Origin of the sequence: Streptomyces sp. NPDC015130 (assembly GCF_043080005.1) — a bacterium.
Taxonomy (GTDB): domain Bacteria; phylum Actinomycetota; class Actinomycetes; order Streptomycetales; family Streptomycetaceae; genus Streptomyces.
In genome coordinates, this window is sequence record NZ_JBIBVC010000019.1 from 18795 (window position 1) to 44067 (window position 25273).

The following is a 25273-nucleotide window of genomic DNA, read 5'->3' on the forward strand; positions in this document are numbered from 1 at the left end:
CCGGATCTGACGGAGCGTCAATTACTAGGGCCCTGTTGGCAGCCCGGGCACCAGTAAGTGACCCGGTCGCCGAGCTCCGCCTTCCGGATCCGGGCGCCGCAGCGCAGACAGGGCCTGCCCTCGCGGCCGTAGACGTGGAGCGGGGTGCCGGGGCGGCGCGTCGTGGTGGTGCGCCGGTCGGGGCGGTCCTTGTTCGCCTCCAGGAGGCGGTGGGCGGTGGCCACCAGGCGGGCGGGGACGTCGGGGCCGAGCGAGCCGACCGGGAGCCAGGGGGTGACGGCGGCGAGGAAGGCCAGCTCCGACTTGTACACGTTGCCGATGCCGGCCAGGTTGCGCTGGTCGAGCAGCGCCTCGCCGAGCGGGCGGTCCGGCTCGGCGAGCAGCCGGCGCGCGGCCTCCTCCGGGTCCCAGTCGCGGCCGAGCAGGTCGGGGCCGAGATGACCGACCACGCCGGCCTCGTCGGCGGTGCGGATCAGTTCCAGGACCGGGAGCCGGTAGCCGTACGCGGTGGACTCGGTGTTTCCGAGGATCGCCCGGATCTGGTGCTCGGGGCCGCCTCTGGGGCGCTCACCGGTGGCGTAGATCCGCCAGGCGCCGTCCATCCGCAGATGGGAGTGGAGCGTGAGCCCGCCCTCGATCCGGGTGAGGAGGTGCTTACCGCGGGGGGTGACGTCGAGGAGGGTGCGGCCGGTGAGGTCGGCGGTCGCGAACCGGGGCACGCGCAGGTCCGAGCGGGTCAGGACCTGCCCGGCCAGGGCGGCGTGCAGGCGGCGGGCCGCCTGCCAGACGGTGTCTCCTTCGGGCACGGTTCCATGATGCCGGGTGGGGTGTGCCGGTGGGTTGCGATGGGTGGGGGAGCTGGTGGAGGAGCCGGTGGGTTGCGATGGGTGGGGGAGCTGGCGGAGGAGCCGGTGGTAGCGATGGGCCGGGGAGTTCGTCGTAGAGCCGGTGGGTGGTGCTGGGCGGGGGTGCCGGGGCGTTGCCCGGGGTGGGTTTCAGGCGCGGAGGCGGAGGCCTCTCGGGGTGGCGACGAAGCCCGCCGCCTCCAGCGGGCGGGCGAGGGGGGAGGTCAGGGCCGTGGCGCCGTTGATCCGCTCCACCGTGACCGTGCCCAGCGAGCCCGCCCGCGCCGAGGCGGCCAGGGCCTCGGCCGCCGCCGTCAACGCGGGATCGTCCGGCTCCGTCGGCCAGGAGAGGAGCGTCTTGCCTCCCCGCTCCATGTAGAGCGTGAGCTCGCCGTCGACGAGGACCACCATCGAGCCCGCCTTGCGGCCCGGCTTGTGCCCGGCGTCGGTCGGCGGCTCGGGCCAGGACAGGGCCGCCCCGTACGCGTTCGCCGGGTCGGCCGCTGCCAGGACCAGCGCGCGCGGGCCGGCCGCGGCCTCCGCTCCCCGGTCGCGGGCCGTCGCCGCCGCCCGCAGCCGGTCCACGGCCCCGTCCATGGCGAACTGCGCCGCGCCCAGACCCTCCACCACATAGCCCCGCCTGGCCTGGCCGCTGTCCTCGAAGGCCGACAGGATGCGGTACGTCGCCGAGAAACCGCCCTCGACGCCCTCGGCGGCGACCGCGCCCCGGGTGACCACGCCGTGCCGGTCCAGGAGGGTGCGGGCGAGAGCGTGCGCCCGGTGGGTCGGCTCCGGCTCGGGCGGCGGCAGCAGCGCCCAGCGGCCGGAGACCGTCGGCGGACCCGTACGCGAGGCGGGGCGGGCGGCGGCGCCCAGCGTGCCGTACCGGCCGCGCGGCACCGTCCGGCGCGCGCGGTGGGCGGTCGCCCCGGCCGTCCGGCCCGAACCGAGGAGCGAGCGCAGCGGGGCCAGGGTGTCGTTGGTGAGGCGGCCCGACCAGGCCAGGTCCCAGAGCGCGTCGGCGAGCTGTGGGTCGGTCACGTCCGGGTGGGTGGTGGCCCGCACCTGGTCGGCGATCTGCCGGAAGAACAGCCCGTACCCGCCGGAGAGGATGGTGAGCACCGACTCGTGCAGCGCGGACAGCTCCAGCGGGTGCGGCGGCGGGAGGAGCAGCGGCGCCGCGTCCGCGAGGTAGAGCGAGACCCAGCCGTCCTTGCCGGGCAGTGATCCCGCCCCGGCCCAGACCACCTCGCCCGTGGTGGTCAGCTCGTCGAGCAGGGCGGGGGAGTAGTCCCGGACGCGGGACGGGAGGATCAGCTTCTCCAGCGCGGAGGCGGGCACGGGCGCGCCCTGGAGCTGCTCGATCGCGCGGGCGAGGCCGTCGATGCCCCGCAGGCTGTTGCCGCCGAGGTGCTGCCACTGGGGCAGGAACGTCGCGAGCGCCGCCGGGGGCACCGGCTCCAGCTCGTGGCGCAGGGCCGCGAGGGACCGTCGGCGCAGGCGGCGCAGCACGGTCGCGTCGCACCACTCCTGGCCGATGCCGGAGGGGTGGAACTCGCCCTGGACGACCCGGCCGGCGGCGGCGAGCCGCTGGAGCGCGCCGTCCGTGACGGAGGGGCCGAGACCGAAGCGGGCGGCGGCCTGCGAGGAGGTGAAGGGGCCGTGCGTGCGGGCGAAGCGGGCCAGGAGGTCGCCCAGCGGGTCCTTCACCGGCTCGGTGAACGCCTCGGGCACCCCGACCGGCAGAGCGGTGCCCAGGGCGTCACGGAGCCGTCCCGCGTCCTCGATCGCCGCCCAGTGGTCGGCGCCCCCGATCCGGACCCGGATGGCGCGCCGGGCCCGGGCCAGGTCGGGCGCCCAGTCCGTCTCCGCGCCGCGCTCGGCGAGCTCGGCGTCGGTGAGCGGGCCGAGGACCCGCAGCAGATCGGCGACGCCCTCCACGTCCTTGATCCGCCGGTCCTCGGTCAGCCACTGGAGCTCCCGCTCCAGCTCGGTGAGGACCTCCGGGTCGAGGAGCTCGCGCAGCTCGGCCTGGCCGAGCAGCTCCGCGAGGAGCCGGGAGTCGAGGGAGAGCGCGGCCGCCCGCCGCTCGGCGAGGGGTGAGTCGCCCTCGTACAGGAACTGCGCCACGTAGCCGAAGAGGAGCGAGCGGGCGAAGGGGGACGGCTCGGGGGTGGTGACCTCGACGAGCCGGACCCGGCGGGCCTCGATGTCGCCCATCAGCTCGGTCAGACCGGGGACGTCGAAGACGTCCTGGAGGCACTCGCGGACGGCCTCCAGGACGATCGGGAAGGAGCCGAACTCGCTCGCCACCTGGAGGAGCTGGGCCGCGCGCTGCCGCTGCTGCCACAGCGGAGTGCGCTTGCCGGGATTCCGCTTGGGCAGCAGCAGGGCGCGCGCGGCGCACTCGCGGAACCGGGAGGCGAACAGCGCGGAGCCGCCCACCTGGTCGGTGACGATCTGGCCGACCTCGCCCTTGTCGAAGAGGGCGTCGGCCGCGCCGATGGGCGCCTTGTCGGCGTCGTACGTCGTGTCCAGGTGCCGGCCCGGGTCCACCGGCTCGTGGTCGAGGAGGTCGAGACCCATGTCCAGACCCATCAGATCGGCGTCCGGGAGGCGCAGCACGATGCCGTCGTCCGCGTGCATCACCTGCGCGTCCATGCCGTACCGCTCGGCGAGCCGCGCGCTGAGCGCCAGCGCCCAGGGGGCGTGCACCTGCGCGCCGAACGGGGAGTGGATGACGACCCGCCAGTCCCCGAGCTCGTCCCGGAACCGCTCGACCAGGATCGTCCGGTCGTCGGGCACGTGGCCACAGGCCTCGCGCTGCTCGGAGAGGTACGCCAGGACGTTGTCCGCGGCCCAGGCGTCCAGGCCCGCGGCGATCAGTCGCAGCCGTGCGTCCTCCGGTCCGAGGGCGCCGAGCTCCCGGAGGAAGGCGCCCACCGCGCGCCCCAGTTCGAGCGGACGGCCCAGCTGGTCGCCCTTCCAGAACGGCAGCCGGCCCGGCACCCCGGGGGCGGGGGAGACCAGCACCCGGTCCCGGGTGATGTCCTCGATCCGCCAGGACGTGGTGCCGAGCGTGAAGACGTCGCCGACCCGCGACTCGTACACCATCTCCTCGTCGAGCTCGCCGACCCGGCCGCCGCCCTTCTTCGGGTCGGCGCCCGCGAGGAACACCCCGAACAGGCCCCGGTCGGGGATCGTGCCGCCCGAGGTGACGGCGAGCCGCTGCGCGCCCGGCCGGCCCGTCACCGTCCCGGCGACCCGGTCCCAGACCACGCGCGGGCGGAGCTCGGCGAAGGCGTCCGACGGGTAGCGCCCGGCGAGCATGTCGAGCACGCCCGTGAACGCCGAGTCCGGCAGTGAGGAGAAGGGCGCCGCGCGCCGCACCACGGCGAGCAGCTCGTCCACCTGCCAGGTGTCGAGCGAGACCATCGCGACGAGCTGCTGGGCCAGCACGTCCAGGGGGTTGGCGGGGATCCGCATCGACTCGATCGAGCCGGACCGCATGCGCTCCGTGACCACGGCAGCCTGGACCAGGTCGCCCCGGTACTTGGGGAAGACCACGCCCGTCGAGACCGCGCCGACCTGGTGCCCCGCGCGGCCCACGCGCTGGAGCCCGGAGGCGACCGAGGGCGGCGACTCGACCTGGACGACCAGGTCGACCGCGCCCATGTCGATGCCCAGCTCCAGGCTGGAGGTGGCCACCACGGCGGGCAGTCGGCCCGCCTTCAGGTCCTCCTCCACCTGGGCGCGCTGCTCCTTCGACACCGAGCCGTGGTGGGCCCGGGCGAGCAGTGCCGGAGCCCCGTGAGCCGTCCCCGACTGCGCCATGACCTGGGCCGGGGGGCCCTCCTCGGGGAGCGGCTCGCCGGTGGCCCGCTCGTACGCGATCTCGTTGAGCCGGTTGCAGAGGCGCTCGGCGAGGCGGCGGGAGTTGGCGAAGACGATCGTCGAGCGGTGGGACTGGACGAGGTCGGCGATCCGCTCCTCCACGTGCGGCCAGATCGACGGCTTGTCGCCGCCGTCCTTGCCCTCCGAGGCCGGGGAACCCCCGAGCTCGCCCATGTCCTCGACGGGGACGACGACGGAGAGGTCGAACTCCTTCCCCGACGGCGGCTGCACGATCTCCACCGCGCGGCCGGGCGACAGGTAGCGGGCCACCTCGTCCACCGGGCGGACCGTGGCCGACAGGCCGATCCGGCGCGCGGGGCGCGGCAGCAGCTCGTCGAGCCGCTCCAGGGAGAGCGCCAGATGCGCGCCCCGCTTGGTGCCGGCGACCGCGTGGACCTCGTCCAGGATGACCGTCTCCACCCCGGACAGGGCCTCCCGGGCGGCGGAGGTCAGCATCAGGAAGAGCGACTCGGGGGTGGTGATCAGGATGTCCGGCGGCCGGGTCGCGAGACTCCGGCGCTCGGCGGCCGGGGTGTCGCCGGACCGGATGCCGACCCGGATGTCCGGCTCGGGCAGCCCGAGCCGGACCGACTCCTGCCGGATGCCGGTCAGCGGGGAGCGGAGATTCCGCTCGACGTCCACGGCGAGCGCCTTCAGCGGCGACACGTACAGCACGCGGCAGCGCTTCTTCGGCTCGGCGGGCGGCGGCGTGGACGCCAGCCGGTCCAGCGAGGCGAGGAAGGAGGCCAGTGTCTTGCCCGAGCCCGTCGGCGCGACGACGAGCACGTCGGAGCCCTCGCCGATGGCCTTCCAGGCGCCTTCCTGAGCCGACGTGGGCGCGGTGAAGGCCCCGGTGAACCAACCACGGGTCGCGGGGGAGAACGAGTCGAGCGCGGACCTGACCATGCCCCCCATCGTGCACCCGCCCACTGACAACCGCCCGGACCTGGGGAAATCCGCTCATGGCCAGGTGATGCGGTGGAGACGGGGCGGAGGCCGGGGTGGGGGACGGACCGGGGCGCGGCGTGCGGCGGGACGGGAGGCGGGACGGGAGGCGGGACGGGAGGCCGGGGAGGGGCGGGGGCGGAGGTCGGGGTGGGCGTCCGCGGGGGCCCCTGGCGCAGAATGGAGACATGGCGAGCGGGGAGCGGGCACGGTACTGGCAGTACTCCGAGCTGCCCGGGGTCGACCTGCTGCACGCCCACTACATCCACAAGGCCTTCGCCCGGCACACCCACGAGAGCTTCGTCTTCGCCGCGATCACCGAGGGCGTCGAGGCCTTCCACTACCGCGACGAACTCGTCCACGCCGGACCCGGACAGATCGCCCTGGTCAACCCCGACACCTCGCACACCGGGCACGCGGGCGTGCCCGAGGGCTGGACCTACCGCACCATCTATCCGGACGCCGGGCTCGTCCGGTCGATCGCCGCCGACACCCTCGCGCTGCGCGGCTCGGTCGGCTTCACCTCGCCCGTCGTCGACGACCCGTACGCCGCACGGCTCGTCGTGGGCGTCCACCGGGCCGCGGAGGAAGGCAACGCGCTCGCCGCGGACAGCCTGCTTCGGCTCGTCACGGCGCGGATGCTGCGCAGCCACGGAGGGCTGATCACCCCGCTCCCGGCCCGTTCCGCCGGCGCGCGGAACGCGGCACGCGCGCGTGCCGTCCTGGAGGAGCGGATGGCCGACCCGCCCACCCTGGAACGCCTCGCCACCGAACTCGGCACCAGCCCCTTCGCCCTCCTGCGGGCCTTCCGCGACGCGTACGGGATGCCGCCGCACACCTGGCTCACCGACGCGCGCGTGCGGCGGGCCAGGCGGTTGCTCGACGCGGGGACGCCGCCGGCGGACGCGGCCGTCGCCGTCGGCTTCACCGACCAGCCCCACCTCAACCGTCACTTCACGCGGAGCGTCGGGGTGCCGCCGGGCGCCTACCAGCGCGCGCGGGGCGGTTCCGGCGGCCCTGCCGGTCCTGGCGTTCCAGGCGGTTCCGGCGGAAGTGGCCGGTCCGGTGCTGCGGGTGGTGCCTCGGGCGGCAGCTCGGGTGGTGGCCCGGGCGGTGCCGCAAGAACGTACAAGACCGGGCGGCGGCCGCGTACGTAACGTCGCTGACGTGGCAGAACAGACAGCACCTCCCGTCATACGGGACGACGGCGCGACGCGGGCGAAGCCCGACGCGGCCGTCGTCCGCGACGCCCTCGGCGTCGGCGTCGCCGTCGGACTCTCCGGCTTCGCCTTCGGCGTGACCTCGGCCGGCGCCGGCCTCACCCTCGCGCAGACCTGCGTGCTCAGCCTCCTCGTCTTCACCGGCGCCTCGCAGTTCGCCCTCGTCGGCGCGCTGGCCGCGGGCGGCAACCCCTTCACTGCCGCCGCCGGGGCCTTCTTCCTGGGCACGCGCAACGCCTTCTACGGGCTACGGCTCTCGCAGCTCCTCGCCCTGCCGAAGGCCGTCAGGCCGTTCGCCGCGCACTGGGTGATCGACGAGACGACGGCGGTCGCGCTCGCCCAGCCGTCCCGGCGGGCCGCCCGGCTCGGCTTCACCCTCACCGGTCTCACCCTGTACGTCCTGTGGAACCTGACCACGTTCCTCGGGGGACTCGGCGCCGAGGCGATCGGCGACACCGCCGCCTGGGGCCTGGACGCGGCCGGGCCCGCCGTCTTCCTGGCCCTGCTCGCCCCGATGCTGAAGTCGGCCACCGAGCGCGCCACCGCCGGGATCGCCGTCCTGCTCGGCCTCGGGCTGCTGCCCGTGCTGCCGGCCGGTGTCCCGGTCCTCGCGGCGGCCTTCGCCGCGCCCTTGGTGCTCTGGTTCCGGGGCCGCCGCATGGGCCCGGACACCCAGGGCGAGACCGCGCGAGACGTGAGTGCGCGAGACAAGATCGCGCAAGACAAGACCGCACGAGACAAGACCGCACGAGACAAGGACACAAGAGACGAGGCCTCCCGATGAACGTGTGGATCGCGATCGGCCTGACCGCCCTCGGGTGCTACCTGGTCAAGCTCCTCGGCCTGCTCGTCCCCGCGGGCACGCTGGAACGACCGCTCGTCCAGCGACTCGCGGCCCTGCTCCCCGTCGCCCTGCTGGCCGCGCTCACCGCACAGCAGACGTTCAGCACGGGCGGCTCCGTCGTCCTGGACGCCCGGGCCGCCGGACTCGCGGCCGCCGCCCTGGCGCTCGTCCTGCGCGCTCCGTTCCTGGCAGTCGTGGGCGTGGCCGTCGTCGTCACGGCAGGGGTGCGGGCCCTGGGCTGGTGAGGGAAGCTTCCGGCCCGGCCACGCGGACGGACGGGCCGGTCAGTCGACCGGCCGGCCGTGCGCGCGGAGCGTGCGGAGCGCCTCGACGGTGACGATGGGGCGCCACTCCAGGGCCGAACCGGGGGCCCAGGCCCGCCAGCGGATCGGCCAGCCGCCGTCCTCCTCCTGGTCGGCCGCGAGGCGGTCCAGCGACCGGGCCGTCTCCTCGTCCGTGAACCAGCCGGCCGCCAGGGAGTGGGGCACGCGCGCGTAGTCGTGCGGGAAGTGGTGCTCGCCGGGCGCGTACCCGTCCGGGACCGGGTAGTCCTCCGGCCGGTCCGGGTCCAGGACGGCGAGGCCCTGCTCGCGCACCAGCCTCCCCAGCCGGTCGGCGGCCGCCTGGGCGCGCGAGCGGTCCGGGACCCCGTCCAGGAACGCGACGGCGGCCTGGATCTCGTACGGGTGGGACTTCTCCAGCGACTCCACGGCGGCCCAGCAGTACTCCGTGGCCCGGAACAGCCACGCGTGCCACACCTGGTTGCGGTGGAGCAGTCCGACCACCGGGCCGGTCGTGAGCAGCGAGCTCGGCGGGGAGTCGACGACCGGGACGAACGGCGCCGAGGGGTACCCCCGCTGGGACGGGTGGATCGCGGGCAGTGCCCCCTCGTGCGTCGAGATGTCGGTGAGGTAGCGGCAGATCCGTTCCACGCGCATGCCGCCGCACCGGCCGATCGACTCCAGGACCCGGAGTGCGTGCGCGGTGTGGAGGGGCTGGCTGACGGGTCCGCGCAGATCGGGTTCGAGCGCGTGGCCGTAGCCGCCGTCCGCGTTCAGGTACGCCGTGAGGGCCGTCTCGACCTGGTCCGCGCCACCGCGCAGGAAGTGGTAGGAGAACCGCCGCTGTTCCAGGACGCGGGCCGTCAGCCAGACGAAGCGCTCGGCACGGGCCAGGGGAGTCAGGGGCGGCGGAGAGAGGGGTTTTTCGGCCATGCTCCGACGGTAGGGCGGAAAGTCGCGGTGACAAGGCCTGCGGAGCGGGCTGCACTCTTGGGAGCGGGATACTGGCGTCATGCGGTTGACGATTTTCTGGGAGCGGATGGCGGACCACTTCGGTGCGTCGTACGCGGATTCCTTCGCGCGTGACCATGTGATGGCGGAGCTCGGCGGGCGGACGGTGCGGGACGCACTGGACGCGGGCTGGGAGGCCAAGGACGTGTGGCGGGCCGTGTGCGCCGCCGTCGACGTACCGGCCGACAAGCGGTGAGTGGCCGGTAGACGATGGGGTGACCAGGACGGTGTGCGGGGTCCCGGGGGGAATGTCCGTGCGGTGCGCGAGACTGGCGGGGTGGCCCCGACTGACGACAACGAAAAGACAGCCCCGAGCGCTTCGCCCGATCCCACCGATCCGACCGGCCCGAGCGATGAGACCGATCCCACCGGCAAGGCCGACAAGACCGACAAGACCGGCAAGGTCGACCCGGCCGACTCGATCGGATCTGGCGACTCGACCAAGTCGGCCGGGTCTGCCGCGTCGGCCGGCCTGACCGGCCCGGTCGCCCCGGCGGCCGTGACGTCCGCCCCGGCCGCGACGCCTGCGACGGCCGTCGCCGGGGGCCCGGCCGCTCCACCGGCGGCTCCCCAGCAGGCCGCGCGGATGCCCCGCTGGCTGCCCCGTGCGCTCGTCCTGGCCCTCGCGCTCTACTCCTGTTTCCTGCTGGGCAGCTGGGCCTTCCACCAGCTCGTCGGCCTGCTCGTCAACATTCTGCTCGCGTTCTTCCTCGCCCTCGCCATCGAGCCGGCGGTCGGACGGATGGCGGCCCGCGGGATGCGACGGGGTCTCGCCACCTTCCTCGTCTTCTTCGGCGTCCTGGTCTTCAGCGTGGGCTTCGTGGTCCTCCTCGGCTCGATGCTCGCCGGGCAGATCGTGGACATGGTCGAGAACTTCCCCAAGTACCTCGACTCGCTGATCAACTGGATCAACGAGACCTTCCACACGGAGCTGTCCAGAGTCGAGGTCCAGGACAGCGTCCTGAGCTCCGACTGGCTGCAGAAGTACGTGCAGAACAGCGCGTCCGGCGTGCTCGACGTCTCGGCCACAGTCCTGGGAGGCCTGTTCCGGCTCCTGACGATCTTCCTCTTCTCGTTCTACTTCGCGGCCGACGGGCCCCGGCTGCGACGCTCGCTCTGCTCCGTACTGCCGCCCGCCCGGCAGACCGAGGTGCTGCGCGCCTGGGAGATCGCGGTCGACAAGACCGGCGGCTACCTCTACTCGCGCGGACTGATGGCGCTCATCTCCGGCGTCGCCCACTTCGTCCTCTTCGAGATCCTGGACGTGCCGTACGCGCCCGCGCTCGCGGTCTGGGTCGGCCTGGTGTCGCAGTTCATCCCGACCATCGGCACCTATCTGGCCGGCGCCCTGCCGATGCTCATCGCCTTCACCGTCAACCCCTGGTACGCGCTGTGGGTGCTCGGCTTCGTCGTGGTCTACCAGCAGTTCGAGAACTACGTGCTCCAGCCGAAGCTCACCTCCAAGACGGTGGACATCCACCCGGCGGTGGCCTTCGGTTCGGTGATCGCGGGTACGGCGCTGCTGGGCGCCGTCGGTGCGCTGATCGCGATTCCGGCCGTGGCCACCCTGCAGGCCTTCCTGGGCGCCTATGTGAAGCGGTACGACGTGACGGACGACCCGCGCGTCCACGGCCACCGGAGATACGGCGAGGCGGTGGTGGCCCGGCTGCAGAAGGCCCTCCACCACAAGAAGGAGGCTTCGTCGGAGGAGGCCTCGTCGGAGGATTCGTGACGAGGACTTCCGGCGGGACGCCTGCCGGGGGATTCCGGCGGGTGAATCCGGCAGGGAGTTCCGGCGGCCAGGGGCCTCAGAGGTACGAGGGGCGGGTGACCCGGTGCCGGAAGGCGTGCCAGGTCCAGGCCTGGACCGCCACGAGGAGCGGGGTGACGACGAGGAGGGCGGGGACGAGCAGGGCCAGCGTGGTGGGGGAGGCGGCCTTCTCGGCCAGCGGGAGCGCCGTGCCCGCCGCGAGCGGCAGCCCGCCGAGGAGGACACCGGTGAGGGCGAAGGACTGCCAGGGGCGTCCGGCGCGGCCGACGAGCCTGCGGGCCCGCTCGTACGGGAGTCCCGTGAGCCGGAGCGCGGCGAACCCGAGCCCGTGCGCGGCGAACAGGGCGGCCACGGCCAGGGCGGTGAGGGCGGCCGTCGCGCCGGTCGCCGGAGCGTAGGGCCGTCCGGTGAGCAGGGCCGCCAGTAGCCAGCCCCAGGAGAGGGCGACCGTCCAGCTCCCGCACGTCACGGCGGTGTCGCAGCCGGCGCGCCAGCGCGGCCCCGGGCCACGGCCGCGCGACCAGAGCCCCACGTCCCGGACGATCCAGCCGGCCAGCAGGGCGACGAGCACCGGGGCCTGGCCGCTCAGGAGCTCCCCTTCGAGCGCGGGGAAGCAACCCACGAGCACTCCTGCGGTGGCGACCAGCCAGACCTCGTTGCCGAGGAAGAAGGGCGCGAAGGCGGCGAGGACGAGGCGCCGCTCGTGGTCCCCGCGACCGAGCCAGGGGGTGAGCATGCCGGTGCCGATGTCCGCTCCGGCGAGCACGAACCAGCCCGCGGCGAAGAAGGCGAGCAGGACGATGGCCAGGGTCTCCACGGTGGCTCCTCAGGGCGGTGGCGGTCGGTGGGCGTGATCGGTGGCGTCGGCGTCGGGCTCAGTAGCGCGGGGCGGGGAGGGCGTCCGCGGGGTCGGACGAATGCGGGTTGCCCTGGGTGCGGCCCTCCTCGGGGCCGTCGGGGCCCTCGGGGCCCGGATCGTCGGGTCCCGGGCGCCCGTCGGGTCCCGGCCGCTCGTCGTGGCCGAGCCCGGACTCCACCGGGCCGCGGCGCGCGTGCCGGGCGAGGAGCCAGGCGTTGAGGAGGACGAGCAGGCCGAAGACCGTGGCGAAGACGGTCAGTGAGAGCCGCATGGTGCCGGGGGAGAGGTCCGAGACGGCGTCCTCCGTCTTCAGCAGCCCGTAGACCACCCAGGGCTGCCGCCCGGACTCCCGGAACACCCACCCGCCGATCATGGCGAGGTACGGCAGGGGCACGGCCGCCATCAGGACGAGGTGCCAGAGCCTGAACCGGAAGACGAGCTTCTTGAAGCAGGCCAGGATCACCCCGGCGAAGCACAGGTACATCATCAGGCCGAAGCTGATCAGCATCACGAGTCCGCCGCCCCGGGTCCACGCCTCCGAGGGCACGTAGTCGCCCGGCCCGTAGCGGGCCGAGAGCTCCGCCTGGAGCCGGGCGATCTCGGCGGCCTTTCCGCTGAAGACGGCCGACTTCATCGGCTGGAAGGTGGTGAGCGTGGCGAACTGGACCCCGCCGAAGACCGCGGCGGCCATCAGCGCGGGCGCGGAGACGAACACCCCGATCCGCAGGCTGCGCCCGAAGAGATCCCACTCGGGGCTGCGGCGGAAGAGGTGGTACGCGCTCACCCCGGCCATGAAGAACCCGGCGGTGAGCAGCGCTCCCGCGAGGACGTGCCCGAAGGCGAGGAGCGCCGAGGGGTTCGTCAGGACCGCGACCGGGTCGTCGAGGACGAGCTCGCCGTTCTCGGAGGAGTACCCCACGGGGTGGTTCAGGAAGCCGTTGGAGACGAGGATCCAGTACGCCGAGAGGTAGGCGGTGAGGGCGACGATCCAGATGGCGGCCAGATGGGCCCAGCGGTTGAGCCGGTGCCAGCCGAAGATCCACAGACCGAGGAAGGTCGACTCGACGAAGAAGGCCACGAGGGTCTCCACCGCGAGGGAGGCGCCCAGGATGTTGCCCGCCTCGTGGGTGAGCCCGCTCCAGGCCATGCCGAACTGGAACTCCATCACCAGCCCGGTGACGATCCCGACCGCGTAGTTGATCACGTAGAGCTGACCCCAGAAGCGCACCATCCGGGCGTCCTGCGGCTTCCCGCTGAGCGTGGCCTTCGTCTGGAGGGCGGCCACCACGGTGACCAGGCCCAGGGTGAGGGCGACGAAGAGGAAGTGGCCGCCGGCGGTGAGGGCGAACTGCAGCCGTGCGAGATCGAGTACGTCCTGATTCACCCGGTCAGTGTCGGTGTACGGTCATGGGCTCGGCATCGGCCCGGGGAGGACACCTGCGGCACCCGCCGTACCCCACGGGTTGTGCCGGTGCACGCGCGCGTACCCCGTGAGTTGCGGCTCCCGGCCGCGACCCCTGAGGGTCAGGCCAGCCAGCCGGGGGTGATCATCCCCGACTCGTACGCGAGGACGACCAGCTGGGCGCGGTCGCGTACGGCCAGCTTGGTCATGATCCGGCTGACGTGGGTCTTGGCGGTGGCGGGGGAGAGGACGAGCCGGCCGGCGATCTCGTCGTTGGAGAGCCCAGCGCCCACCAGGCCGAGCACCTCGCGCTCCCGCTCCGTGAGGGCGCTGAGTCGGGGGCTCGGGTCCGGCTGCCGCCCGGCGCCCCCCGCGCGTTCGGCGAACTCGGCGATGAGGCGGCGGGTCACGGCGGGGGCGATCAGGGCGTCGCCGCGCGCCACCACCCGCACGGCGTGCAGGAGTTCCATCGGTTCGGTGTCCTTGACCAGGAAGCCCGACGCGCCCGCGCGCAGCGCGCCGTACACGTGGTCGTCGGCGTCGAAGGTGGTCAGGACGACCACCCGGACGCCTTCGAGCCGCTCGTCGGAGGTGATGCGCCGGGTGGCCTCGATGCCGTCGAGCACGGGCATGCGGATGTCCATCAGGACCACGTCCGGGAGGAGTTCGCGGGCGAGGGCGACGGCCTGTTCGCCGTCCCCGGCCTCGCCGACGACCTCGATGCCGTCCTCGTCGGACAGGATCGACCGGAAGCCGGCCCGGACCAGGGTCTGGTCGTCGGCGAGCACGACACGGATCATCGGGGGTCCCCTTCGGGAGCGGGTGTTGTGGGTGGTGCTTTATGGGCTCCCGGTACTTCCGGTACCCCCCGCTCTTCTGAGGCTTTCGGAGCTTCGGGGGCGTTCGGCGCCTCGGGGGCTTCCGGGGGTTCTGGTGCTTCCGGTGCCGATGGTGCTTTCGGCGCTTCCGGTGTTTCTCGTGGGAAGGGCGCGGCCGGTGCGGTGAGCGGGAGTCTCGCGTCGACGAGGAAGCCGTCCGCCTCGTTCCCGGCGGTGAGCTCGCCGCCGAGCGCGCGCGCCCGTTCCGCCATGCCCCGGATGCCGCTGCCCGGGAGGACGCCCTCGGGCGCGCCCCCGCCGTCGTCGGCGATGCGCAACCGCAGCACGCGCGCGCCCGCGTGCGTACGCGTGGAGGCGGCGCCGGAGCGGTCGTCCCCGTCCCGGCCCCTGTCCCACCCCCCGTCCCAGTCGAGAGCGATCCGTACCGTCCGGGCCCCCGCGTGCCGGGTCACGTTCGTCAGGGACTCCTGCACGATCCGGTACGCCGCGAGGTCGACCGGCGGCGGCAGCGGTACGGGCGTGCCCGTGACGCTCGTACGGACGTCGAGTCCCGCGCTCCGGGCCCGCTCCGCGAGTTCACCGAGGAGGGCGAGGCCGGAGGCCGGGGAGGTCGGCGTCGCCTCGTCGGCCCGGCGCAGTACGCCGAGCGTCGCCCGCAGCTCGCGCAGCGCGTCCTTGCTGGTGGACTTCACCGCCTCCAGGGCCTCGGCGGCGGTGGCGAGCCCGGCCTCGGGGGCCGGGTTCTTGCTCAGCCGGTGCAGTGCGGCGCCGGACTGGACGTGGATCAGCGAGACGCTGTGGCCGAGGATGTCGTGCAGCTCACGGGCGATCCGCAGCCGCTCCTCGGTGGCGCTCTGCCGGGCCCGTGCCTCCTGCTCCCGCTCGGCGGCGAGCGCCCGCTGCTCGACCTCGTGCAGATAGGCGAGCCGGGTGCGCTGGGCGCGGCCCACGGCGACGAGGCTGATCAGCCAGCCGGCCAGCATGGCGAGCGAGGTGTCGTCGATCTGGCGGTGCCCCGGCTGCTGCCGGACCTCGCCGAGGCCGACCGCGAGGAGCGTGACGGAGGCGAGCGCGACGGCGGCGGCGAAGCGGCCCTCTGCGGCGGTGGTGTAGAGCGCGAGCGCGAAGGCGATCATCAGAGGGCCGTCCTGGGCGGACAGCGGGTAGTAGACGACGCAGGCGAGCAGGGTGGCGACGGCGACGGCGACCGGTTGCCGTCGCCGGAAGCAGAGGGCTCCGCAGCCGCTCAGGACGAGCACCCAGCCGAGCGCCGTGCGGAGCGCCGATTCGCTCGCCTCGGGCGTGGCGAGAAGCGTCCAGACCGCCACCACGGCCAGGACCGCGCAGGCCACCAGCGCGTCCACGGTCCGTGGTGACATCCGCGGTGACAGGAGGCCGCCGGGGCGGTCGCGGAGGGCGAGGGGCATGCGTCGAAGGATAGGCGGCGGGTGGTCGCGGGGCCCGCGTCCGGCCCCGGTGGACTCGGCGGCCAGCATACATTGAGTTGTATAGTCAAAAAAGTTAATAAGGGCGTCCCGGGGGCGTCGGCGAAGACGGAGGCCTCATGTCGGACGGCACGTTTCTGCGGTACGTCGCCCTGGGTGACAGTCAGACCGAAGGGGTCGGCGACGGTGACGACACCGTCGGCCTGCGCGGCTGGGCGGACCGGCTCGCCGAGCTGCTCGCCCGCGACGAACCGGACGTGCTGTACGCGAATCTGGCCGTGCGCGGCCGGCTCTCCGGCCAGGTGCGCGCCGAGCAGCTGGCCCCGGCGCTCGCGCTGCGGCCGGACCTGGCCACGGTCGTGGCGGGGGTCAACGACCTGTTGCGGCCCGGCTTCGACCCGGAGGAGACGGCAGGGCACCTGGAGGCGATGTTCGCGGCCCTGACCGGCCAGGGTGCCCGGGTCGCGACGCTCACGTTCCCCGACGTCGGCGTGCTGATCCCGGTGGCCCGCCCGCTCGGGTCCCGGGTGCGGGACCTCAACGAGCTCATCCGGGAGGCCGCCCGCCAGCACGGCGTCACGGTCTCCGAGGCGGCGCAGCACCCGGTCGTCACCGACCCGCGGATGTGGAGCGTCGACCGGCTGCACGCCAGTCCGCTCGGACACGAGCGGATCGCCGCGTCGGTCGCCCACGCCCTCGGACTGCCCGGCAGCGACGACTCCTGGTCCCGGCCGCTGCCTCCGCCGCCGCTGCCCCCGCTCACGGGCCCGCGGGCGGCGGTCGCCGAGGTGCGCTGGGCGGGGGCCTTCCTCGGTCCCTGGCTGGGCCGCCGCCTCCGCGGCCGCTCTTCGGGCGACGGGCGCCGGGCCAAGCGTCCGGAGCTGTCGCCGGTGACGGCGTTCCCCGGCCTGTCGTCGCCGACGGGGGACGGCCACCGGTAGAGGATCGGACCGATCCTGGGAGGGGGGGCGGAGTCCACCGCGGCGGGTCGCGCGGGTGGGTGTGGCGTGCTTGACACTAAAATCGAACATCCATTCTGATGGAGGTCCGGCCCCGGGAAATCAGGGCTTGTCGGCGGCTCGTCGGCGAGTTGTCCACAGGTCGGAGGGGACGCCGGGGCCCATTGTCAGTGGCAGGGGTTAGCGTCTTTCACATGAAGCGATCGACTCAAGCAAACCGGGTGGAACCCATGGCAGGAACCGACCGCGAGAAGGCGCTCGACGCCGCGCTCGCACAGATTGAACGCCAATTCGGCAAGGGCGCCGTGATGCGCATGGGCGACCGCACCCAGGAGCCGATCGAGGTGATCTCCACCGGATCGACCGCGCTCGACATCGCGCTCGGCGTCGGCGGCCTGCCTCGCGGCCGTGTCGTGGAGATCTACGGACCAGAGTCCTCCGGTAAGACGACCCTGACCCTGCACGCCGTGGCCAACGCCCAGAAGGCCGGCGGCCAGGTCGCCTTCGTGGACGCCGAGCACGCCCTCGACCCCGAGTACGCCAAGAAGCTCGGCGTCGACATCGACAACCTCATCCTGTCCCAGCCGGACAACGGCGAGCAGGCGCTCGAGATCGTCGACATGCTGGTCCGCTCCGGCGCCCTCGACCTGATCGTCATCGACTCCGTCGCCGCGCTCGTCCCGCGTGCGGAGATCGAGGGCGAGATGGGCGACTCGCACGTCGGTCTGCAGGCCCGTCTGATGAGCCAGGCGCTCCGGAAGATCACCAGCGCGCTCAACCAGTCCAAGACCACTGCGATCTTCATCAACCAGCTCCGCGAGAAGATCGGCGTGATGTTCGGCTCGCCGGAGACCACGACCGGTGGCCGCGCCCTGAAGTTCTACGCCTCGGTGCGCCTCGACATCCGTCGCATCGAGACCCTCAAGGACGGCACGGACGCGGTCGGCAACCGCACCCGCGTCAAGGTCGTCAAGAACAAGGTCGCGCCCCCCTTCAAGCAGGCCGAGTTCGACATCCTCTACGGCCAGGGCATCAGCCGCGAGGGCGGCCTGATCGACATGGGCGTGGAGCACGGCTTCGTGCGCAAGGCCGGCGCCTGGTACACGTACGAGGGCGACCAGCTCGGCCAGGGCAAGGAGAACGCCCGCAACTTCCTGAAGGACAACCCCGACCTCGCCGACGAGATCGAGAAGAAGATCAAGGAGAAGCTCGGCGTCGGCGTCCGGCCCCAGGACCCGTCGGCGGAGCCCGCTGCGGACGCGGCGGCCGGTGCCGACGCGGCCGGCGCGGACGACGCCGCCAAGACCGTCCCGGCACCCGCGACCAAGACCGCGAAGGCGACCAAGGCCACCGCGGCCAAGAGCTGAACCGGTGACCGGTCGCACCGAATGGCCGGGTGACGGCCCCGACTCGTCGAGGGCCGAGAAGGAGCCGTCACCCCAGGATCCGGCCGAGCGGGCGCGCGCGATCTGCCTGCGCCTGCTCACCGGGACCCCCCGCACGCGCAAGCAGCTGGCCGACGCCCTGCGCAAGCGGGAGATCCCCGACGACGTGGCGGAGGAGATCCTCTCCCGCTTCGAGGACGTCGGGCTCATCGATGACGCCGCCTTCGCGGGGGCCTGGGTGGAGTCCCGCCACCACGGCCGGGGCCTCGCCCGCCGGGCCCTCGCCCGCGAGCTGCGGACGAAGGGCGTCGAGCCGACGCTCATCCAGGAGGCGGTGAGGCAGCTCGACTCCGAGCAGGAGGAGATCACGGCCCGCGAGCTCGTCGACCGCAAACTGCGCGCCACGCGCGGTCTCGACAGGGACAGGCGGCTGCGCCGCCTCGCAGGGATGCTCGCCCGCAAGGGATACCCGGAGGGCATGGCCCTCCGCGTCGTCCGCCAGGCCCTGGAGGCCGAGGGCGAGCCCACGGACGGGCTGGACGAGTCCTTCTGACCCCCGGGGGGAGGGAGAAGGACTCGTCCGGCTCCGGTCGGCGGTCAGCCGGCGGCTTTGAACAGTCGGCGGTCAGGTGCCGGTGGACGGCAGCCAGACGTTCGCAGCAGCAGCAGCAGCAGCAGCAGCAGCAGCAGCCAGCAGCCAGCGGTCAGCGGTCAGCGGTCAGGCGTCAGCCGCAGGATGCCGGCCGTCAGCGGTCAGCCACGCAGGACGTCGGCCGTCAGCCGTCAGCCACAGGGCGTCGGCCGCCGGAGGTCAGCCGGTGGTGACGGTCAGCCGGCGGGCGTCGGCAGCAGGACCGGGAGGCCCGCCGCCTTCCAGGCCTGGAAGCCGCCGACCAGGTCGGTCGCGCGGTGCAGGCCCAGCCGGCGGAGGGACTCGACCGCGAGGGAGGAGGCGTAGCCCTCGTTGCAGAGGACGACCACCCGCAGGTCGTGGCTGTCCGCCTCCGGCGCGCGGTGGCTGCCCAGCGGGTCCAGCCGCCATTCCAGTTCGTTGCGCTCCACGACCAGTGCGCCCGGGATCAGCCCGTCCCGCTGCCGCAGGGCCGCGTAGCGCGTGTCCACGAGGAGGGCGTCACCCGCCTCGTACGCCTCGTGGGCTGCGCGAGGGTCGATCCGGTCGATGCCCGCCCTGACCCGTTCGAGCAGCTCGTCGATGCCGACGCGTTCCGTGGTGCCGACTCGTTCCGTGGTGACGTCCCCGGCCACTCGCTCCTCGCTCACTGCCAGTCCTCCGGACGCTCGACCTGCTCCAGGCGGAGCACCGCGCCCGCCCGGCTGAACCGCCGGATCAGCGGGAGCGGCGGGTAGTACGCGTGCACCGACACCGCGTGGGTGTCCGGGGACTCGTTGAGCACCTCGTGCACGTGGTGGCGGCCGAAGGCCCGGCCGTCGCCCTCCGTCAGCAGCCGGGAGCGGTCGAGGCCGTCGGCCAGTTCCAGGGTCTTCCAGCCGCTCGCGGGCAGCCGGACCGCGAGGGCGTTCTCGGTAAGCGCCCCGCGCGCGGTGGCGAAGGCGCCCTGGGACTCGGCGTGGTCGTGCCAGCCGGTGCCCGTGCCGGGCGGCCAGCCGATGAGCCAGGCCTCACTGCCTCCGGGACCGTCGAGCCGTACCCAGGTGCGGCCCTCGGGGTCGAGCGGCAGGGAGTCGACGAGGTCCCGGTCGGCGGCCGTCCGGCGGACGAAGTCGAGGAGTTCGGCCGCGCTCGGGGCGCTCGGGGGCGACGCGGAGTCGACGGGGGAGGGAGAGAGAGCAGGCTGGGGCACGGATGACCGTCCTGGAGTTCGCGAGGAGCGCGCGACGGCACAGGGCACACGGACAGACGTCAGCGGCGGGGCGCGCGCGGGGAAGGGGGCGAAGTCAGCAGGACGGGCGACACATGCAGCCCGCGTAGCGGACGAGGTCCATATGGACCCTCCGCCACAGGCGCACATCGGTGTCGGTCACGCTCCGCAGTACACCATGCGCGCCCGCGCGGAATCAATGCATGTCCACCGAGTGGTCGGCGTCGGCGTCGGCTGACACGGACACGTCCGCCGGGACGTCGGTCGAGACCGCGGCGGAAGCCTTGGCGGGCCGCCGCTCGGGCCTTCCGACGGACGAACCGGTCGGCTCACCGGTCGGCGCCTCGGCCGGTGCCTCCGTCGGCTCCTCGGCGGTGGCCGAACCGCCGCGGGCCGCGTCGGCCGCCGCGTACAGCTCCTTCGGGCGGACCCCGGCGAAGGAGGCGACGAGGTGTCCGTCGGGCCGGACGAGCAGGACGGCGTGGGCCGGGGCACCCGGATACGCCTCGGTGACCAGGACCTCGGCCTTCGCCGGGAGGGCGCGTACGGCCTCTTCGAGCCGGGGCATCACCCCGGCCGTCCGCCAGTGGCGGCGGTCCCACACACCGGTGCCGGGGGCGACGAGCAGGACCAGGAGCCGGCCCTGACCGAGCCGGTCCCGGAGCCGTACGGTCGTGCCGTCCGGGGCGGTGACGCGGACGTCCTCGACCGGGGCGCCCGTCGGCGTGCCCACCGGGGTCTGCCCCTCGGCGCTCTCGGGCGCGAGGGGGGAGTGCGGGTACGCGGGGGGCGCGCCGAGCGGGCCGCGCCCCACGTGACCGTCGGTCAGCAGGGCGTCGTGGACGCGCGCCGCCCCGAGGAGGTACGTCCGCAGTCCGCCGCCGCCGCGCAGCGCCGGCAGCGACTGGTCGGCCGCGCGCAGCCGGGAGGCGATCGCCGTCCGCCGCTCGCTCTGGTAGCTGTCGAGCAGCCGCTCCGAGGCGCCGTGGTGCCAGGTGTGGGCCAGCTTCCAGGCGAGGTTGTCCACGTCCCGGAGCCCCTCGTCGAGGCCCTGGGTGCCGACCGCGCCGAGCAGGTGCGCCGCGTCTCCGGCGAGCAGCACCCGGTCGACCCGCCAGCGCCGGGCGAGCCGGTGGTGCAGGGTGTGGACGCCGGTGTCGATGAGCTCGTACGGCGGAGTCACCCCGTCGCACCAGCCCGCCAGGGTCTCGCGGATGCGGGTGACCAGCGCGTCCGGGGTGACGAGCTCGCCGCGGGGCGGGAGCAGCCAGTCGATCCGCCACACCCCGTCGGGCAGCGGGCGGGCGGCGATCTCCTCGCCGGCGCCCCGCCACGGCGGCTGACGGTGCAGCAGGGCCTCGCCGGGCCAGGGGAGTTCGGTGCGCAGTGCGGCGACCGCGTGACGCTCGACCGCCGTGCGGCCGGGGAACCGGATGCCGAGCAGCTTGCGCACGGTGGAGCGGGCACCGTCGCAGCCGACGAGATGGCTGCCGCGCCACCAGGTGCCCTCGGGGCCGCGGGTGTGGGCGACGACCCCGTCCCGATCCTGCTCGATCGTGTCGAGCCGGGCCTCGGTGACGAGCCGGACGAGCTTCTGCCCGGCGATCGCGTCCCGCAGGCCGCGCGCGAGGGCGTGCTGCGGGATGTGCAGCGGGGCGGCCGGGACGGAGGGGGCGTCCGGGTCCTCGGCCCACTCCTCCGTACCACTGAGCCCCAGGTCGAGCGGGGTGTGACGGACCAGCTGGCGGCGGCGCACGCTGCGCCAGCCGACCCAGCGCACGCCCTCGTCGCGGAGGGTCGTGCAGCCGAGGCGCTCGACCATGGCGGCCATGTCGGCGCGCAGGACGGCGGTCCGCGCGGGACGCGGTTCCTCCTTGCCGGAGCCCTCGTCGAGGACGACGCTGGGCACGCCCTGCGCGGCGAGCGCGAGGGAGAGCGCGAGGCCGACCGGCCCAGCGCCCACGATGATCACCGGGTCCACGGCGCGGCTCCTGAAGGCCGGACGGTCATGAGGGCAGCACAGCTGAGTGTGGCACGAGCCCGGTGGTTGATCACAGACCGTATGCAACCCACTGAGGGTGCTTGCGTCAAGTGACGGGGTGGGCGCGGTGCGGCTGACATGAAGTCAGTGCCGCTCCGGCCCACCCCTGTTGTCCCGCGGACCTCGTCGGACCCCACCGGCCACGGCCGGTCCGCGCCGCCTCGAGGTCAGGCGCCGCGGACGGCGTCCGACTTCGCTTCGGTGGCTTCGGCCTGGGCCGGGATGGCCACCGTGGCGGACTTCTTCCCCTGGCGCAGACGCTTCTCCAGGCGTCCGGCGAGGTTGGTGAGGATGGCGTTGAGGACGATGTAGATCAGCGCGATGACCACGAGGGTGGCGATCGTGTTGGCGCCGTAGTTGGCCGTGATGTTCCGGGCCTGGCTGAGCAGCTCCTCGAAGCCGAGGAGCGCGCCGCCGAGCGCCGTGTCCTTGACGATCACGACGAGCTGGCTGACCAGGGCCGGGAGCATCACGGTGACGGCCTGCGGAAGCAGGACGTACACCATGGTCTGGCTCTTGCGCATGCCGAGCGCGACGGCCGCGTCGCCCTGGCCCCGGGGCAGCGAGAGCACACCGGCGCGGACGACCTCGGCGATCACCGAGGCGTTGTAGAGCACCAGGCCGGTGACGACCGCGTACAGCGGGCGGAAGTCGGAGCTGATGGTCGTGAACTCCCGGTACAGGGCGGCCGCGAACATCATGAGCATCAGGACCGGGATGGCGCGGAAGAACTCCACGACCGCGCCGACGGGCACGCGCACCCAGCGGTGGTCGGAGAGCCGGCCGATGCCGAGCAGGGCGCCGAGCGGGAGCGCGATCAGGATGGAGAGCGCGGCGGCCTTCAGGGTCTCGGTGAGACCGGGCAGCAGGTACGTCGTCCAGATCTGGGAGTCGGCGACGAACGGCTTCCACTTGACGGCGTCCAGCTGGCCCTTGTCGTTCAGAGCGGCGAGCACCCACCAGCCCACCAGGGCGAGGGCGGCCACGAACACGACCGTGTAGAGGACGTTGCGCCGCTTCGCGCGCGGGCCGGGAGTGTCGTACAGGACGGAGCTCATCGCTTCACCGCCAGTCGCTTGGCCGCCCAGCCCAGGATCAGGCCGGTGGGGAGGGTGAGAACGATGAAGCCGAAGGCGAAGACGCCGAAGACGGCGAAGAGCGCGTCCGTCTCGTTCTCGATCATCTCCTTCATCAGGAACGCCGCGTCGGCGGCACCGATGGCGGCCGCCACGGTGGTGTTCTTGGTGAGGGCGATGAGGACGTTGGCGAGCGGGGTGATCGCCGCCCGGAAGGCCTGCGGGAGGACCACCAGGGTCAGCACCTGGGTGAAGCTCATGCCCAGAGCGCGGGCGGCCTCGGCCTGACCCGCCGGGACGGTGTTGATGCCCGAGCGGAGCGCCTCGCAGACGAACGTGCCGGTGTAGGCGACGAGTCCGAGCACGGCGAGCCGGAAGCCGATGTCCTCGGAGCGGTCTCCGCCGAGCGTGATGCTCAGCGTCTGGTTCAGGCCCAGCAGGCAGCCGACCAGGACCACCGTCAGCGGGGTGTTCCGGACGATGTTGACGTACGCGGTGCCGAAGGAGCGCATCAGCGGGACCGGGCTGACCCGCATGGAGACGAGGGCGGTCCCCCAGATCAGCGAGCCGATCGCGGAATAGAGGGCGAGCTTCGCCGTCACCCAGAAGGCGCCGAGCAGGTCGTACTGCCCGGAATCAAGAAAGTCGAACACGATGCCCGCGCTCTCCCCTGGTGGTCGGTCGGTGGGACGGCCGGTGCGTGGGCAGCGGCCGGTGCCGGTGGGACGGCCGCCCCGGATCGGGGGCGGCCGTCACGGCCGGAGCGGATCAGGTCAGTTCTCGACCTTGGGGGCGGGCTCGTACTTGTAGCCCGAGGGGCCGAAGTGCTCCTTGACGAGCTTCTCCCAGGTGCCGTCGGAGACCATCTTCTCCAGCGCCTTGTTGATCTTGCCGCGCAGCTCGTCGTCGCCCTTCTTGACGCCGATGCCGTACTTCTCGTCGCTCATCCGGAGACCGGCGAGCTTGAACTTGCCCGCGTGCTCCTTCTGCGAGGCGTAGCCCGCGAGGATGGAGTCGTCGGTGGTCAGGGCGTCGACGGCCTTGTTCTCCAGGCCGGTCAGGCACTCGGAGTAGCCGCCGAGCTGCTGCAGGTCGGCCTTCGGGGCCAGCTTGTCCTTGACGTTCTGCGCGGAGGTCGAGCCGGTGACCGAGCAGAGCTTCTTGGAGTTGAGGTCCTCGACCTTGGTGATCGAGCTGTCGTCGGCGCGCACGAGCAGGTCCTGGTGGGCCAGGAAGTACGGACCGGCGAAGTCGACCTCCTTCTTGCGCTTGTCGTTGATCGAGTAGCTGGCGACGACGAACTTGACGTCACCGTTCTTGATCAGGTTCTCGCGCTCGGCGCTGGGCGCCTGCTTGAAGTTGATCTTGTCCTCGGCGTAGCCGAGCTCCTTGGCGACGTAGCGGGCGACGTCGACGTCGAAGCCGGCGTACTTGCCGTCCGGGGTCTTCAGGCCGAGGCCCGGCTGGTCGAACTTGATGCCGACGTTGATCTTGTCGCCGTTGCTGCCGGAGTCCGACCCGGTGCCACAGGCGGTGGCGGTCAGCGCGAGGACGACGGCGGCCGCGGCTGCGGCGGAGGCGGTGCGAAGCTTCATGGTGAAACGTCCCTTGAGTAGGCGTGAGTTGGGAAGAATAGGTCCGAACTCGCTCAGTGGTGAAGGATCTTGGAGAGGAAGTCCTTGGCCCGGTCGCTGCGCGGGTTGCTGAAGAACTCCTCGGGCGACGCCTGCTCGACGATGCGTCCGTCGGCCATGAAGACGACCCGGTTGGCCGCGGAGCGGGCGAAGCCCATCTCGTGCGTGACGACGACCATCGTCATGCCGTCCCGGGCGAGCTGCTGCATGACCTCCAGGACCTCGTTGATCATCTCGGGGTCGAGCGCGGAGGTCGGCTCGTCGAACAGCATGACCTTCGGGTCCATCGCGAGCGCGCGGGCGATCGCCACGCGCTGCTGCTGACCACCGGACAGCTGCGCCGGGTACTTCTCCGCCTGCGTGCCCACCCCGACCCGGTCCAGCAGGGCACGGGCCTTGGCCTCGGCGGCCTTCTTCTCCGTCTTACGGACCTTGATCTGGCCCAGCATCACGTTCTCGAGCACCGTCTTGTGCGCGAAGAGGTTGAACGACTGGAAGACCATCCCGACATCGGACCGCAGTCGGGCGAGCTCCTTGCCCTCGGCGGGCAGCGGCTTGCCGTCGATGGTGATGGTGCCGGAGTCGATGCTCTCCAGTCGGTTGATCGTCCGGCACAGCGTCGACTTCCCGGACCCGGAAGGTCCGATGACGACCACGACTTCGCCGCGGGTGATCGTCAGGTCGATGTCCTGGAGGACGTGCAACGCGCCGAAGTGCTTGTTGACCTCGGACAGGACGACCAGGTCGTCCGCGCTGCGCGTGGCGTCCTCGGGACCCTTGGACACTGACACTCCGCTCATGGGCCTCTTGCTCCGTCCTGCTCGGTTGGGGAGGACACTAGAGACCCGATGAGACGACCGTCATCACATCTGAGCGGAAATTGAGGATAACGATCCGGTCGCAAACGGACACTCTCCGTGAACGCGACGGCCCGGGCGTACCGGGTGGATAACAGAAACGTCGGTGTAACAGGGGGAGACT

23 protein-coding genes are annotated in these 25273 nt (G+C 73.0%); 8 read left to right on the forward strand and 15 right to left on the reverse strand.

The features are described 5' to 3' along the window. Window positions 1-17: 17 nt before the first annotated feature. Together ACF08F_RS31145 and ACF08F_RS31150 are read right to left on the reverse strand one after the other, a co-directional pair. Window positions 18-806 carry a DNA-formamidopyrimidine glycosylase family protein gene (locus ACF08F_RS31145; protein ID WP_392301870.1) on the reverse strand — a complete coding sequence of 263 codons (789 nt, stop codon included), beginning with the start codon at window positions 804-806 and terminating at the stop codon, window positions 18-20. 189 nt (window positions 807-995) lie between these two features. Beyond that, window positions 996-5645 (reverse strand): DEAD/DEAH box helicase, encoded by a 4650-nt coding sequence (locus tag ACF08F_RS31150; RefSeq protein WP_392301871.1) that lies wholly within the window; start codon window positions 5643-5645, stop codon window positions 996-998. Between the two features lie 227 nt (window positions 5646-5872). On the opposite strand from ACF08F_RS31150, the gene ACF08F_RS31155 reads away from it, so the two are divergent. From ACF08F_RS31155 to ACF08F_RS31165, 3 genes are read left to right on the forward strand one after another with little or no spacing between them, the layout of a single operon-like run. Next, a complete protein-coding gene (locus ACF08F_RS31155; protein ID WP_392301872.1) occupies window positions 5873-6841 on the forward strand; it encodes an AraC family ligand binding domain-containing protein in 969 nt (322 codons plus the stop codon). Between the two features lie 10 nt (window positions 6842-6851). Beyond that, on the forward strand, window positions 6852-7688 hold the full coding sequence (locus ACF08F_RS31160) for an AzlC family ABC transporter permease (RefSeq protein WP_392301873.1): 837 nt from the start codon (window positions 6852-6854) through the stop codon (window positions 7686-7688). Continuing rightward, window positions 7685-7993 (forward strand): AzlD domain-containing protein, encoded by a 309-nt coding sequence (locus tag ACF08F_RS31165; protein WP_392301874.1) that lies wholly within the window; start codon window positions 7685-7687, stop codon window positions 7991-7993. The genes ACF08F_RS31160 and ACF08F_RS31165 overlap by 4 nt, the downstream gene beginning before the upstream one ends. Window positions 7994-8032: 39 nt before the next feature. Here ACF08F_RS31165 and ACF08F_RS31170 read toward each other — a convergent pair whose 3' ends face one another. Beyond that, window positions 8033-8962: a hypothetical protein gene (locus ACF08F_RS31170; RefSeq protein ID WP_392301875.1), complete on the reverse strand. Its 930-nt coding sequence runs from the start codon at window positions 8960-8962 to the stop codon at window positions 8033-8035. Window positions 8963-9041: 79 nt separating this feature from the next. On the opposite strand from ACF08F_RS31170, the gene ACF08F_RS31175 reads away from it, so the two are divergent. Together ACF08F_RS31175 and ACF08F_RS31180 are read left to right on the forward strand one after the other, a co-directional pair. Further along, a complete protein-coding gene (locus tag ACF08F_RS31175) occupies window positions 9042-9236 on the forward strand; it encodes a DUF3046 domain-containing protein (protein WP_150265466.1) in 195 nt (64 codons plus the stop codon). Between the two features lie 390 nt (window positions 9237-9626). Continuing rightward, window positions 9627-10772 carry an AI-2E family transporter gene (locus tag ACF08F_RS31180; RefSeq protein WP_392301985.1) on the forward strand — a complete coding sequence of 382 codons (1146 nt, stop codon included), beginning with the start codon at window positions 9627-9629 and terminating at the stop codon, window positions 10770-10772. A 76-nt stretch (window positions 10773-10848) separates the two neighbouring features. Here the strand turns inward: ACF08F_RS31180 and ACF08F_RS31185 are convergent, their stop codons facing one another. The 4 genes from ACF08F_RS31185 to ACF08F_RS31200 form a co-directional block, all read right to left on the reverse strand. Beyond that, window positions 10849-11628, reverse strand: coding sequence for a cytochrome d ubiquinol oxidase subunit II (locus ACF08F_RS31185; RefSeq protein WP_392301876.1), 780 nt, complete (start codon window positions 11626-11628; stop codon window positions 10849-10851). A gap of 58 nt (window positions 11629-11686) precedes the next feature. Beyond that, window positions 11687-13054, reverse strand: a complete 1368-nt coding sequence (locus ACF08F_RS31190; protein ID WP_392301877.1) for a cytochrome ubiquinol oxidase subunit I — start codon at window positions 13052-13054, stop codon at window positions 11687-11689. A gap of 140 nt (window positions 13055-13194) precedes the next feature. After that, window positions 13195-13872, reverse strand: a complete 678-nt coding sequence (locus ACF08F_RS31195) for a response regulator (protein ID WP_392301878.1) — start codon at window positions 13870-13872, stop codon at window positions 13195-13197. Next, window positions 13869-15338 (reverse strand): sensor histidine kinase, encoded by a 1470-nt coding sequence (locus ACF08F_RS31200; protein WP_392301879.1) that lies wholly within the window; start codon window positions 15336-15338, stop codon window positions 13869-13871. Before ACF08F_RS31200 ends, ACF08F_RS31195 begins: the two co-directional genes overlap by 4 nt. A 137-nt stretch (window positions 15339-15475) precedes the next feature. Between ACF08F_RS31200 and ACF08F_RS31205 the strand changes: the two genes are divergently transcribed. The 3 genes from ACF08F_RS31205 to recX all read left to right on the forward strand — a co-directional run bounded on the left by ACF08F_RS31205 (window position 15476) and on the right by recX (window position 18253). Next, window positions 15476-16297, forward strand: a complete 822-nt coding sequence (locus tag ACF08F_RS31205) for an SGNH/GDSL hydrolase family protein (RefSeq protein WP_392301880.1) — start codon at window positions 15476-15478, stop codon at window positions 16295-16297. A gap of 248 nt (window positions 16298-16545) precedes the next feature. Further along, on the forward strand, window positions 16546-17682 hold the full coding sequence (gene recA / locus ACF08F_RS31210; RefSeq protein ID WP_392301881.1) for a recombinase RecA: 1137 nt from the start codon (window positions 16546-16548) through the stop codon (window positions 17680-17682). A 4-nt stretch (window positions 17683-17686) separates the two neighbouring features. Further along, window positions 17687-18253 carry a recombination regulator RecX gene (gene recX, locus ACF08F_RS31215; protein WP_392301882.1) on the forward strand — a complete coding sequence of 189 codons (567 nt, stop codon included), beginning with the start codon at window positions 17687-17689 and terminating at the stop codon, window positions 18251-18253. 275 nt (window positions 18254-18528) lie between these two features. On the opposite strand, the gene ACF08F_RS31220 is transcribed toward recX, so the two are convergent. The 8 genes from ACF08F_RS31220 to ACF08F_RS31255 all read right to left on the reverse strand — a co-directional run bounded on the left by ACF08F_RS31220 (window position 18529) and on the right by ACF08F_RS31255 (window position 25092). Next, a complete protein-coding gene (locus tag ACF08F_RS31220) occupies window positions 18529-18981 on the reverse strand; it encodes a rhodanese-like domain-containing protein (RefSeq protein WP_392301883.1) in 453 nt (150 codons plus the stop codon). Next, entirely contained in the window at window positions 18978-19523 is a 546-nt protein-coding gene (locus ACF08F_RS31225; protein WP_392301884.1) for a cysteine dioxygenase, read from the reverse strand. Before ACF08F_RS31225 ends, ACF08F_RS31220 begins: the two co-directional genes overlap by 4 nt. Before the next feature lie 94 nt (window positions 19524-19617). Then, window positions 19618-19704 (reverse strand): putative leader peptide, encoded by an 87-nt coding sequence (locus ACF08F_RS31230; protein ID WP_358477332.1) that lies wholly within the window; start codon window positions 19702-19704, stop codon window positions 19618-19620. A 33-nt stretch (window positions 19705-19737) separates the two neighbouring features. Next, a complete protein-coding gene (locus ACF08F_RS31235; RefSeq protein ID WP_392301885.1) occupies window positions 19738-21522 on the reverse strand; it encodes an FAD-dependent monooxygenase in 1785 nt (594 codons plus the stop codon). Between the two features lie 227 nt (window positions 21523-21749). Continuing rightward, complete coding sequence (locus tag ACF08F_RS31240) at window positions 21750-22640, reverse strand: amino acid ABC transporter permease (protein ID WP_392301886.1); 891 nt, start codon at window positions 22638-22640, stop codon at window positions 21750-21752. Further along, window positions 22637-23311 carry an amino acid ABC transporter permease gene (locus ACF08F_RS31245; RefSeq protein WP_392301887.1) on the reverse strand — a complete coding sequence of 225 codons (675 nt, stop codon included), beginning with the start codon at window positions 23309-23311 and terminating at the stop codon, window positions 22637-22639. The genes ACF08F_RS31240 and ACF08F_RS31245 overlap by 4 nt, the downstream gene beginning before the upstream one ends. Window positions 23312-23431: 120 nt before the next feature. Next, the gene (locus ACF08F_RS31250) at window positions 23432-24253 is read right to left on the reverse strand and encodes a glutamate ABC transporter substrate-binding protein (RefSeq protein WP_392301888.1); all 822 of its coding nucleotides are present in this window, start codon (window positions 24251-24253) and stop codon (window positions 23432-23434) included. A 53-nt stretch (window positions 24254-24306) separates the two neighbouring features. Beyond that, window positions 24307-25092, reverse strand: a complete 786-nt coding sequence (locus ACF08F_RS31255; protein WP_392301889.1) for an amino acid ABC transporter ATP-binding protein — start codon at window positions 25090-25092, stop codon at window positions 24307-24309. Window positions 25093-25273 lie beyond the last annotated feature (181 nt).

Excerpts from the sequence above, each read along its gene's own strand:
- ACF08F_RS31205 (WP_392301880.1), top strand. The coding sequence starts at position 15,476 with ATGTCGGACGGCACGTTTCTGCGGTACGTCGCCCTGGGTGACAGTCAG.
- recA (WP_392301881.1), top strand. The coding sequence starts at position 16,546 with ATGGCAGGAACCGACCGCGAGAAGGCGCTCGACGCCGCGCTCGCACAG.
- ACF08F_RS31250 (WP_392301888.1), bottom strand. The coding sequence starts at position 24,253 with ATGAAGCTTCGCACCGCCTCCGCCGCAGCCGCGGCCGCCGTCGTCCTC.
- ACF08F_RS31255 (WP_392301889.1), bottom strand. The coding sequence starts at position 25,092 with ATGAGCGGAGTGTCAGTGTCCAAGGGTCCCGAGGACGCCACGCGCAGC.
- ACF08F_RS31180 (WP_392301985.1), top strand. The coding sequence starts at position 9,627 with ATGCCCCGCTGGCTGCCCCGTGCGCTCGTCCTGGCCCTCGCGCTCTAC.
- ACF08F_RS31195 (WP_392301878.1), bottom strand. The coding sequence starts at position 13,872 with ATGATCCGTGTCGTGCTCGCCGACGACCAGACCCTGGTCCGGGCCGGC.
- ACF08F_RS31155 (WP_392301872.1), top strand. The coding sequence starts at position 5,873 with ATGGCGAGCGGGGAGCGGGCACGGTACTGGCAGTACTCCGAGCTGCCC.
- ACF08F_RS31175 (WP_150265466.1), top strand. The coding sequence starts at position 9,042 with ATGCGGTTGACGATTTTCTGGGAGCGGATGGCGGACCACTTCGGTGCG.
- ACF08F_RS31165 (WP_392301874.1), top strand. The coding sequence starts at position 7,685 with ATGAACGTGTGGATCGCGATCGGCCTGACCGCCCTCGGGTGCTACCTG.
- ACF08F_RS31200 (WP_392301879.1), bottom strand. The coding sequence starts at position 15,338 with ATGCCCCTCGCCCTCCGCGACCGCCCCGGCGGCCTCCTGTCACCGCGG.
- ACF08F_RS31240 (WP_392301886.1), bottom strand. The coding sequence starts at position 22,640 with ATGAGCTCCGTCCTGTACGACACTCCCGGCCCGCGCGCGAAGCGGCGC.
- ACF08F_RS31170 (WP_392301875.1), bottom strand. The coding sequence starts at position 8,962 with ATGGCCGAAAAACCCCTCTCTCCGCCGCCCCTGACTCCCCTGGCCCGT.
- ACF08F_RS31150 (WP_392301871.1), bottom strand. The coding sequence starts at position 5,645 with ATGGTCAGGTCCGCGCTCGACTCGTTCTCCCCCGCGACCCGTGGTTGG.